Annotated in this window: 9 protein-coding genes; 6 read left to right on the top strand and 3 right to left on the bottom strand. The window is 71.7% G+C overall.

Going from position 1 to position 10,000, the window contains the following annotated elements; genetic code table 11:
* Nucleotides 1–29 precede the first annotated feature (29 nt).
* Both ACFTZL_RS34055 and ACFTZL_RS34050 read right to left on the bottom strand, forming a co-directional pair.
* Nucleotides 30–2,198 carry a helix-hairpin-helix domain-containing protein gene (locus ACFTZL_RS34055; RefSeq protein WP_382590887.1) on the bottom strand — a complete coding sequence of 723 codons (2,169 nt, stop codon included), beginning with the start codon at nt 2,196–2,198 and terminating at the stop codon, nt 30–32.
* Entirely contained in the window at nt 2,195–3,181 is a 987-nt protein-coding gene (locus tag ACFTZL_RS34050) for an aldo/keto reductase (protein WP_382590884.1), read from the bottom strand. The genes ACFTZL_RS34055 and ACFTZL_RS34050 overlap by 4 nt, the downstream gene beginning before the upstream one ends.
* Before the next feature lie 112 nt (nt 3,182–3,293).
* On the opposite strand from ACFTZL_RS34050, the gene ACFTZL_RS34045 reads away from it, so the two are divergent.
* Both ACFTZL_RS34045 and ACFTZL_RS34040 read left to right on the top strand, forming a co-directional pair.
* The gene (locus tag ACFTZL_RS34045) at nt 3,294–4,349 is read left to right on the top strand and encodes an LLM class F420-dependent oxidoreductase (RefSeq protein ID WP_382590881.1); all 1,056 of its coding nucleotides are present in this window, start codon (nt 3,294–3,296) and stop codon (nt 4,347–4,349) included.
* Nucleotides 4,350–4,580: 231 nt separating this feature from the next.
* Complete coding sequence (locus tag ACFTZL_RS34040; RefSeq protein WP_382590878.1) at nt 4,581–5,369, top strand: ferritin-like domain-containing protein; 789 nt, start codon at nt 4,581–4,583, stop codon at nt 5,367–5,369.
* Between the two features lie 11 nt (nt 5,370–5,380).
* Here ACFTZL_RS34040 and corA read toward each other — a convergent pair whose 3' ends face one another.
* Entirely contained in the window at nt 5,381–6,376 is a 996-nt protein-coding gene (gene corA, locus ACFTZL_RS34035; RefSeq protein WP_382590875.1) for a magnesium/cobalt transporter CorA, read from the bottom strand.
* Nucleotides 6,377–6,437: 61 nt separating this feature from the next.
* Between corA and ACFTZL_RS34030 the strand changes: the two genes are divergently transcribed.
* The 4 genes from ACFTZL_RS34030 to mshC all read left to right on the top strand — a co-directional run bounded on the left by ACFTZL_RS34030 (nt 6,438) and on the right by mshC (nt 9,911).
* Nucleotides 6,438–7,124 (top strand): histidine phosphatase family protein, encoded by a 687-nt coding sequence (locus ACFTZL_RS34030; protein WP_382590872.1) that lies wholly within the window; start codon nt 6,438–6,440, stop codon nt 7,122–7,124.
* Nucleotides 7,125–7,202: 78 nt separating this feature from the next.
* Nucleotides 7,203–7,793, top strand: coding sequence for a DUF3090 domain-containing protein (locus tag ACFTZL_RS34025; protein WP_382590869.1), 591 nt, complete (start codon nt 7,203–7,205; stop codon nt 7,791–7,793).
* Nucleotides 7,757–8,587 carry an SCO1664 family protein gene (locus ACFTZL_RS34020; protein WP_382590866.1) on the top strand — a complete coding sequence of 277 codons (831 nt, stop codon included), beginning with the start codon at nt 7,757–7,759 and terminating at the stop codon, nt 8,585–8,587. The genes ACFTZL_RS34025 and ACFTZL_RS34020 overlap by 37 nt, the downstream gene beginning before the upstream one ends.
* A 94-nt stretch (nt 8,588–8,681) precedes the next feature.
* Nucleotides 8,682–9,911 carry a cysteine--1-D-myo-inosityl 2-amino-2-deoxy-alpha-D-glucopyranoside ligase gene (gene mshC, locus ACFTZL_RS34015; protein ID WP_382590863.1) on the top strand — a complete coding sequence of 410 codons (1,230 nt, stop codon included), beginning with the start codon at nt 8,682–8,684 and terminating at the stop codon, nt 9,909–9,911.
* Nucleotides 9,912–10,000 lie beyond the last annotated feature (89 nt).

Raw genomic sequence — 10,000 nt, 5'->3', positions numbered from 1 at the left:
CGGGGACGGCCCCGTGACCACCGCCGTTGTCAGCCGCCGTCGACCTGCGGAGCGAGCAGCACCGGAAGCCGGGTCGTCCGGGGCTTCGCCGGAACCTCGGCCACGGCCCTGGGCAACGCCTGTTCCACGCCGTGCACCACGGACAGATGGCGGTCGGCCCGCCCGAACGCCGTGTACACCCAGGGCCTGCTGAGCGCCTGCGCGGCATCGCCGGGCAGCACCACGACCACCGCGGGCCACCGGCTTCCCGCCGCCTGGTGCGCGGTCAGCGCCCACCCGTGCCGTACGGACTGCTCCACCCGCTCCTTCGGGACGACGACGGCCTCGCCCTCGCACGACAGGTGGAGCCCCTCGGCGTCCGCCTTCACCACACGGCCCGGCAGCGCACGGCCCGGCACGGGGGAGTGGACGATCCGGTCACCGGGGTCGAAGCCGCCGAAACGGCCCGGGCCCGGGTTGAGCCGCTCCTTCAACGCCGTGTTGAGCGCGCGGGTGCCGACGGCTCCGCCGTGCCCCGGAGTGATCACCTGCGTCTCCTCGGCCGGTACGCCGATCGCCCGCGGCACCGAGTCGACGACGAGCTGCACCGCCCGGTGCACGGCCTCGCCCGCGTCCCGCACCGGCACGATCACGACCTCCTTGCCGGGGGCCTCGACCTGGTTCAGCTCGCCGATGCCGATGCCCGAGACCAGCTCGCCCAGCGGCCCGGGATCCGGCCGCCGCGAGGCGACCTGCGGGCAGATCCGCGCCGCGAGCAGATCCGCGAACACCCGCCCCGGCCCCACGGACCACAGCACCGCCGGGTCCCCGGCCAGCACCAGCCGCGCCCCGTCGGGCAGCGACTCCGTCAGCAGCGCCGCCGTCTCGACGTCCAGCTGGGGCGCGTCGAGCACGATGAGCAGATCGAGATCCAGGGCCCCCTCGGCATCCCGGCCGGGCCCTTCGAGACCGGCGAGCAGCCCGGAGACGGTGGTGACGGGGGAGCGGCCCTGATCCGGTGCGTCGTCCGGGCCGGAGCCCAGCAGGGCGGCGAAGCGGGTGCGGCCGATCGGGCCGTGCGTGGCGGCCCAGGCGCGCAGCCCGAGGGAGCGTGCGGCGGTCAGCAGCGCGGCCGGTTCGGCCAGGGACGCCTCCCCGCCGGTGTGCAGGACCAGGCCGTGACCGGCGACCGCGCGGAGCAGCTCACCCGCCGACCCCTGGGCCGCGGCGGCGGCCTCCTCCCACTCCTCGGCCGAACCGTCCTGCTTGGGCGCCGAGTTGACCAGCCGGGCCAGACCGTCGGCCAGGCTCTCCTCCGCGAGCGCGTACCGCTCGAGACCGACCAGGACGCGGACCGGGCGCTCCTCGTCCTCCTCGGAGTCGTCCTGCTCCGAGTCCTGCTTCGTCGGGGCCTTGGCACCGGTCTCCTCCAGGGCGTCCTGGAAGACCAGCGCGTCGCCCTCCGCGATCGCGTCCTGCACCGCGCTGTCGGGCTCCGGCACGCCCCGCTGGGCCAGGGCCGCGAGGAGCGCCGGCATCTCCAGGGCGGTGTGCCCGGCCAGCGCGGCCTGCTCCAGGAGCCAGACGGTCACGGCCCGGCCCCGTCGCTCGTCGTCCGGGCCGCACTCGGCGCCGAGCAGCGCCCGCGCGAACCCGTCGGCCTGCTCGGGCCGCACACCGGCGACCCGCAGCAACTGCCAGGGGTCCGCACGCAGCCGATCGTCCGCACCCTCGCCGAGTGCCTCGGCCACCTGCGGCGCTAGCGTCTCCGGGGCGCCGCCCTCGCCGAGCACCCGCAGCACGGCCTGTACCGCCTCCGGCGCGGGAGCCGACGACGCGACGACGGTCTCGGCCGGCACCTGCTGCGGTCGCCGCACCTGCTGCGGTCGCCGCACCGGCTCCGGAGCGGAGCGCCGGGGGGCGGGCGCGGGCTCTTCGAACACCGCGGCCGCCGGCTTCTCACCGCTCTCCACGGCCCGTACGGCGGCGAGCAGATCGGCGGCCTTGCCGCTCAGCTTGGTGCCGCTCTCGATCGGCGTCTGCTTCTCGGCCTTCCGCTGCTCGATGCGCTCCCGCTCGGCCTGCTGGGCCCGCAGCTCGGCCTCGGCCTCGGACACCTGGCCGGCATCGGCCGCGTCCCCCTGGGCCTCCTCGGTCTCCGCACCACCGGTCGGCTTCCCCGGCTCGGCGTCCTCCGTGGTCTCCGGCTCCGTGCTCACAGCGTGCTCCAGTCGTGATCGGGATAGCGGTGCACAGGCGCCGACACATCGTCGAGCGCCCGGCAGATCTCGTCAGGAAGACTAAGGGCCTCCACTGACAACGCGGCCGTGAGCTGCTGCGCGTTGCGCGCTCCGACGACGGGAGCGGCCACGCCCGGCCGGTCACGGACCCACGCCAGGGCCACCTGGAGCGGCGTCACCGCGAGGCCGTCGGCGGCGGTCGTCACGGCGTCCACGATGCGGCTCGCCGTGTCGTCGAGGTACGGCGCGACGAACGGGGCGAGGTGGTCCGAGGCGCCGCGCGAGTCCACCGGAGTCGTGTCGCCCCGGTACTTGCCCGTCAGCACCCCACGCCCCAGTGGGGAGGACGGCAGCAGGCCGATGCCCAGGTCCAGCGCGGCCGGCAGCACCTCGCGCTCGACGCCGCGCTGGAGCAGCGAGTACTCCAGTTGCGTACCCGCCAGCCGGGTCCGGGTGCCGGGGGAGGCGAGCTGCCAGGTGGCGGCCTTGGCCAGTTGCCAGCCGCAGAAGTTGGAGACGGCGGCGTAGCGGGCACGGCCGCCGGAGACAGCGAGGTCCAGGGCCTGGAGGGTCTCCTCCAGCGGGGTGTCCGGGTCGAAGGCGTGCACATGCCACAGGTCGACGTAGTCGGTTCCGAGCCGGGCGAGCGAGGCGTCCAGCGCGGAGAGCAGATGGCCACGGGAGCCGTCGAAGCGGCGGTCGGGGTCCGGTACGCTGCCGGCCTTGGTCGAGATGACCAGGTCCCGGCGGGGCACCAGGCCGTCTATCAGCCTGCCGAGCAGGTACTCGGCCTCTCCGTCGCCGTACACGTCCGCGGTGTCGACGAGGGTCCCGCCCGCTTCCCAGAACGTCTTCATCAGGTCCGCGGCGTCGTGCTCGTCGGTGTCGCGCCCCCAGGTCAGGGTGCCGAGCCCGATCCGCGACACACGAAGGCCGGTGCGGCCGAGATGCCTCTGCTCCATGAACGCCGAGATTACTGGCCAGAACCTACGGTGTGGGGGGCTGTGGACGACCGATTTCCGCGCGCTATGGTCTGCGGACAAGGCACATTACTGATGGGTAAGGGGAATCGGGATGCAGCTCGGTATCAACCTCGGCTACTGGGGTGCCGGCATGGACGCGGACAATCTGGCCGTCGCCCAGGAGGCCGACCGGCTCGGATACGACGTCTGCTGGGCAGCCGAGGCCTATGGATCCGACGCCGCCACCGTACTGACCTGGGTCGCCGCCCAGACCGAACGGATCGACGTCGGCTCCGCCATCTTCCAGATCCCGGCCCGCCAGCCCGCGATGACCGCCATGACGGCCGCCACCCTCGACTCGCTCTCCGGCGGCCGCTTCCGGCTCGGCCTCGGCGTCTCCGGCCCGCAGGTCTCTGAGGGCTGGTACGGCGTCAAGTTCGACAAGCCGCTGGCACGCACGCGTGAGTACGTCGAGATCATTCGCAAGGCCATGACGCGCGAACGCCTGTCGTACGAGGGTCAGCACTGGACGCTGCCGCTGCCCGGCGGCCCGGGCAAGCCCCTCAAGCTGACCGTGCACCCGCAGCGCGAGCACATCCCGCTCTACATCGCCGCGATCGGCCCGAAGAACCTCGAGCAGACCGGCGAGATCGCCGACGGCGCCCTGCTGATCTTCCCCTCCGCCGACCACCTCGAGGACACGGCGATCCAGTACCTGCGGGCCGGCCGTGAGAAGGCGGGCAAGACCCTCGACGGATTCGACATCTGCCCGACCCTTCCCCTGGCCCTCGGCGACGACAAGGACGTGACCACGCTCGCCGACACCTTCCGCCCCTACACCGCGCTGTACGTCGGCGGCATGGGCAGCCGCAAGCAGAACTTCTACAACCAGCTCGCCCAGCGCATGGGCTACGAGAAGGAAGCAGCCGAGATCCAGGACAAGTACCTGTCCGGCGACAAGCAGGGCGCCGCGGCCGCCGTACCGCACGACCTGATCGACAAGACGACCCTGCTCGGTTCCGTGGAGCGCATCGCGGACCGGATGAAGGCCTACGCGGAGGCCGGCGTCACCACCCTCACCCTCGCCCCGGCGGGCTTCACGCTCGACGAGCGGATCGCCTCCCTCCGCGCCGGCACGGAGGCCCTGGAGCGCGCCGGGCTCGCCTGACACGGCTGAAGCCCGACGGAGATTTCTGCGGCCGTGGTGGGGGCTCGGGGGGTCTTCCCCGCCACGGCCGTCACGCAGAACAACGCGAGGAACCGCCGACGGTTACGTCCTCCATTTGGCGGAGTTGTCCGTCGCACCTGTTGCAGCACCGCGCACCCCGCACTTGACTCGTTCTTTGCGGAAACTGCGGAATCCTGCAGCACGCGCACGCGCGCGGGAGAGGTGCCCACGATGCTTTCGGCCAAGAGTCTGTTCCAGGAGATCCTCGCCAACGACGAGTCCTTCGCCCTGTTCTGCTCCATCGCCGCGAGCGGCGAGTCCCAGGGCGGCTGGGAGAACGCCCGGATCGCCGCGCTCGTCCCGGAGAGCGAGCGAGAACTCGCCCCCAAGATCACCCGCCACGGTGCCGACGAGGACAAGCACGGGCGGATCTTCAACGCCCTGATGAAGAAGCGCGGCCTCGACCCCGTCCCGGTCCCGCCGGAGACCGACTACACGATGCTCCTGGAGAAGAACGCCATCGGCCTCGCGCACGAGCAGCTCAAGCGTGACGAGCGGCTCGCGGTCCAGGACGTCGTCACGTACCTCTCGCACAGCAGGGTCACCGAACAGCGCGCCTCCGAGCAGATGGACCTGCTCCGCAAGCACTTCGCGGACGACCCCGACATCGGCCGCGCGGTCAAGCAGATCTCCAACGACGAGGACAACCACCTCGCCTACTGCCACGAGGAACTGCTGCGCTTCGCCTACGCGGGCCACGGCCGGGCCATCCAGCGGACCCTGCGCGAGTGCGCGCTCGCCGAGATCCGGATCTACCGGGACGTCAGCCTCGCGGTCATGGCGAACATGGGCCGCATCCTGGGCTGGTCGAAGGCCAAGTCGGCGGTGCTCGCGGCGGGCATCCACGCGGTGTACGCGTACGAACGGCTGGGCGGCTGGCGCCGGATGGTGTCCCTGGAGATGCCCGAGCGCCGTGACGCCCTCGGTGGCCCGGCCTCCACAGCCCCCGAGTTCGCCTGAGACCACCCGGTCTACAGCCACCCCCGGCGCTTGAACAGGCGGAACACCAGCACCTCCAGGACGACCATCAGGATGATGAGAGCCGGGTAGGACCACTCCCAGCGCAGTTCGGGCATGTGCTCGAAGTTCATGCCGTAGATCCCCGCGACCATCGTGGGGATCGCGGCCATGGCCGCCCAGGCGGAGATCTTCCGCATGTCGTCGTTCTGCCGGACGCTCATCTGCGCCAGATGCGCCGAGAGGATGTCGGACACCAGCCGGTCCAGGCCCTCCACGGACTCGTTCACGCGCGTGAGGTGGTCGCTGACGTCCCGGAAGAAGGGCCGGGCCCGGTCGTCCACGAACGGCACCGTCACGCCGGACTGCGCCGTGCCCGCCAGCCGGCTCACCGGCAGGGCCAGCGGCCCCGTCGCCCGGCGGAACTCCAGGACCTGGCGCTTGAAGTCGTAGATCCGCGACGCGGTGTTCCGTGAGCCGCCGTCCAGCGGTGAGAACACCTCCGTCTCCAGCCCCTCCAGGTCGGCCTGCAACTCGATCGCGACGTCCAGATAGTGGTCGACGGCGGCGTCGGCGATCGCGTACAGCACGGACGTGGGGCCGTTGCCCAGCAGCTCCGGCTCCTGCTCCAGCCGGTGGCGTACGGCCTTGAGCGGTGCGCCCTCGCCGTGCCGGACGGTGACCGCGAACGAGTCCCCAAGGAAGATCATGATCTCGCCGGTGGAGACGGTGTCGCTCCGGGGCTCGTACACCACCGGCTTGAGGACCACGAAGAGCGAGTCGTCGTACACCTCCAGCTTGGGCCGCTGATGGGCCTTGAGGGCGTCCTCGACGGCCAGCGGGTGCAGGCCGAACTCCCGGGTGACATGGTCGAATTCGCGCTCCGTCGGCTCATGCAGCCCGATCCACACGAAACCGCCCGACGTACGGGCCTCACCCAGGGCGTCGGAGAAGTCCTCCGGCCCCTCCGTGCGCTGTCCGTCGCGGTAGATGGCACAGTCGACGATCACGAAGCGAGTCTCCCGTCACTCGAACGACACCGTACGCGCGCGTGCGCCTACGCTGGATCGCATGCCCACGTTGATCCTGGTCCGGCACGGACGTTCCACCGCCAACACCGAGGGACTGCTCGCCGGCTGGACGCCCGGTGTCGCCCTCGACGAACGCGGCGCCGCGCAGGCCGCCGCGCTGCCCGGGCGGCTCGCCGAACTGCCCCTCGCCGAGATCGTCACCAGCCCGCTCCAGCGCTGCCAGGAGACGATCGGGCCCCTTCTCCGGGCCCGGCCGGAACTCAACCCGCACACCGACGAGCGCATCGGCGAGTGCCACTACGGCGACTGGTCCGGGCGCAAGCTCGCCGAGCTCAAGGACGAGCCCCTGATGGAGGTGGTGCAGGCGCACCCGTCCGCTGCGGCCTTCCCCGGGGGCGAGTCGATGCGGGCCATGCAGACGCGTGCCGCCGAGGCCGTGCGCGAGTGGAACGCGCGCGTGGAGCGCGACCACGGCGCCGACGCCGTCTACCTCATGTGCTCGCACGGCGACATCATCAAGTCGCTCGTCGCCGAGGCACTGGGACTTCATCTGGACCTCTTCCAGCGGATTTCCGTTGAACCGTGTTCCATCACCGCGATCCGTTACACACGACTGCGACCGTTTCTCGTCCGCCTCGGCGACACCGGCGACTTCACGTCCCTGGTGCCGCGCGAGGAACCGCCGGGCGACGACGCCCAAGTCGGGGGTGGTGCGGGCGCACCGTGATCGTCCGCCGCAGTAGGGTGAAGCGGTCGCAGCAGTGCCGTTGCCACACGGCCCCCACGATTCCAATGGAGACAGGACGTGTCCCGTCAGGTGTTCCTCTATGACCATCCGGAGCGTTTCGTGGCCGGTACGGTCGGGCTGCCCGGACGCCGTTCGTTCTTCCTCCAGGCTTCAGCCGGCACCCGGGTGACCAGCGTGGCCCTGGAGAAGACCCAGGTCGCCGCGCTCGCCGAGCGCATGGACGAACTGCTCGACGAGGTCGTACGCCGTAGCGGCGGCAGCGCCTCCGTCCCCGCCGTCGCACCGACGGAGGTCAACGACAGCGCCCCGCTGGACACCCCCGTCGAGGAGGAGTTCCGGGTCGGCACCATGGCGCTCGCCTGGGACGGCGACGAGCAGCTCATGATCGTCGAGGCGCAGGCACTCGTCGAGCTCGACGCCGACTCCGAGGAGGACCTCGCCGAGGCCGAGGAGCGGCTGCTCCAGGACGAGGAGAACGGGCCGCCGATGCTGCGGGTCCGGCTCACCGGCACGCAGGCGAGGGCCTTCGCCAAGCGCGCCCTCGACGTCGTCAACGCCGGGCGGCCGCCGTGCCCGCTGTGCAGCCTCCCGCTCGACCCGGAAGGACACGTATGTCCGCGCCAGAACGGATACCGCCGCGGAGCGTGACGCCTCCTGACGGCCCCGACGAGCTGCTCGCCCGGGGCGAACTCACCGTACGCGGACGCATCCGTGACGCCTCCAACGCCGCCCTGTACTGCACGGTGTCGTACGACGGCCGGGAAGCGGCCTGCATCTACAAACCGGTCGCCGGGGAGAGGCCCCTGTGGGACTTCCCCGACGGGACCCTCGCCCAGCGCGAGGTCGCCGCGTACGAGGTCTCCGAGGCGACCGGCTGGGGCCTCGTACCGCCCACCGTGCTGCGCGACGGCCCCTACGGCGAGGGCATGTGCCAGCTCTGGATCGAGGCGGCGCCGGACGCCGAGCTGCTCGCGCTCGTCGACGGGGAGGAACCCGAACCGGGCTGGAAGGCGATCGGGTTCGCCGAGGTCGGCGAGGGACGTACCGCGCTGCTCGTGCACGCCGACGACGAGCGGCTGCGGCGGCTCGCGGTGCTGGACGCCGTGATCAACAACGCCGACCGCAAGGGCGGGCACCTGCTGCCCACCGGCGAGGGGCGGTTGTACGGGATCGACCACGGGGTGACCTTCAACGCCGAGAACAAGCTGCGGACCCTGCTGTGGGGCTGGGCGGGGGAGCCCTTCACCCGGGAGGCCGCCGACGTCCTCGAGGGCCTCAGGAAGGATCTGGCCGAGGGCGGGGCCCTCACCGCACGGCTCGAACCGCTGATCACCGCCGCCGAGATCGACGCCGCACGCGCGCGTGTCGGTGCGCTGCTCGCCTCGGGGACGCATCCGGAGCCGAGCGGGGAGTGGCCGGCGATTCCCTGGCCACCCGTGTAGGAGCACAGACGCCGAGCTCGCGCAAGAACGCCTTCTCGGCCGTCCGGACCGCTCCCATTCGTATATGGAACTTCAGTCCGGTTACGCTCATGACATGCATGCCTGGCCCGCTTCCGAGGTCCCCGCCCTGCCTGGTCAGGGCCGCGACCTGAGGATCCACGACACCGCGACCGGCGGTTCGGTCACCCTCGACCCCGGTCCCGTCGCCCGTATCTACGTCTGCGGCATCACCCCGTACGACGCCACCCACCTGGGACACGCGGCGACGTACAACGCGTTCGACCTCGTGCAGCGCGTGTGGCTCGACACCAAGCGGCAGGTTCACTACGTCCAGAACGTCACCGACGTCGACGACCCGCTCCTGGAGCGGGCGCAGCGCGACGGTATCGACTGGGCCGCCCTCGCCGAGAAGGAGACGGTTCTCTTCCGCGAGGACATGACGGCCCTGCGGATGCTGCCGCCGCGCCAGTACATAGGCGCCGTCGAGGCGATACCGGGCATCATCCCGCTCGTCGAGCGGCTGCGGGACGCGGGCGCGGCCTACGAACTCGAAGGGGACGTCTACTTCTCCGTCGAGTCCGACCCGCACTTCGGCAAGGTCTCGAACCTCGACGCCGAGGCGATGCGACTGCTGTCCGCCGAGCGCGGCGGCGACCCGGACCGGCCGGGCAAGAAGAACCCCCTCGACCCGATGCTCTGGATGGCGGCCCGCGAGGGCGAGCCGAGCTGGGACGGCGGATCGCTCGGGCGCGGACGGCCCGGCTGGCACATCGAGTGCGTGGCCATCGCCCTCGACCACCTCGGCATGGGCTTCGACATCCAGGGCGGCGGCTCCGACCTCGCCTTCCCGCACCACGAGATGGGCGCCTCGCACGCCCAGGCCCTCACCGGCGAGTTCCCCATGGCCAAGGCGTATGTGCACGCCGGCATGGTCGCCCTCGACGGCGAGAAGATGTCCAAGTCCAAGGGCAACCTGGTCTTCGTCTCCAAGCTCCGGCACGACGGCGTCGACCCGGCCGCCATCCGGCTCGCGCTGCTCGCCCATCACTACCGCGCCGACTGGGAGTGGACCGACCAGGTCCTCCAGGACGCCCTCGCCCGGCTCGGCCGCTGGCGCGCCGCCGTGTCCCGGCCCGACGGACCGCCCGCGGAGGCGCTCGTGGAGGAGATCCGCGAGGCCCTGGCGAACGACCTGGACGCCCCGGCCGCGCTCGCCGCGGTCGACCGCTGGGCCGCCCTCCAGGAGGAGAGCGGCGGTACGGACATCGGCGCACCCGGGGTGGTCTCCCGCGCGGTGGACGCGCTGCTGGGCGTAGCGCTGTAACCGAGAGAACGAGCGAAGGGGCGCGGGCGGGGCGGGTAGCGCCCCGTCTGCTGCTGTGTCTTTTAAACATAAACGATCCCACCAGACTG

This window comes from Streptomyces sp. NPDC056948, from assembly GCF_042674225.1.
GTDB classification, from domain to species: domain Bacteria; phylum Actinomycetota; class Actinomycetes; order Streptomycetales; family Streptomycetaceae; genus Streptomyces; species Streptomyces purpurascens.
The sequence above is the reverse complement of the archived record's forward strand: the minus strand, read 5'-3'. Positions and strand labels throughout refer to the sequence as shown.

What these genes read in the sequence shown, in the direction of transcription:
- ACFTZL_RS34050 (WP_382590884.1), bottom strand. Translation starts at nt 3,181, where the DNA reads ATGGAGCAGAGGCATCTCGGCCGCACCGGCCTTCGTGTGTCGCGGATC.
- ACFTZL_RS34045 (WP_382590881.1), top strand. Translation starts at nt 3,294, where the DNA reads ATGCAGCTCGGTATCAACCTCGGCTACTGGGGTGCCGGCATGGACGCG.
- ACFTZL_RS34040 (WP_382590878.1), top strand. Translation starts at nt 4,581, where the DNA reads ATGCTTTCGGCCAAGAGTCTGTTCCAGGAGATCCTCGCCAACGACGAG.
- ACFTZL_RS34030 (WP_382590872.1), top strand. Translation starts at nt 6,438, where the DNA reads ATGCCCACGTTGATCCTGGTCCGGCACGGACGTTCCACCGCCAACACC.
- ACFTZL_RS34020 (WP_382590866.1), top strand. Translation starts at nt 7,757, where the DNA reads ATGTCCGCGCCAGAACGGATACCGCCGCGGAGCGTGACGCCTCCTGAC.
- mshC (WP_382590863.1), top strand. Translation starts at nt 8,682, where the DNA reads ATGCATGCCTGGCCCGCTTCCGAGGTCCCCGCCCTGCCTGGTCAGGGC.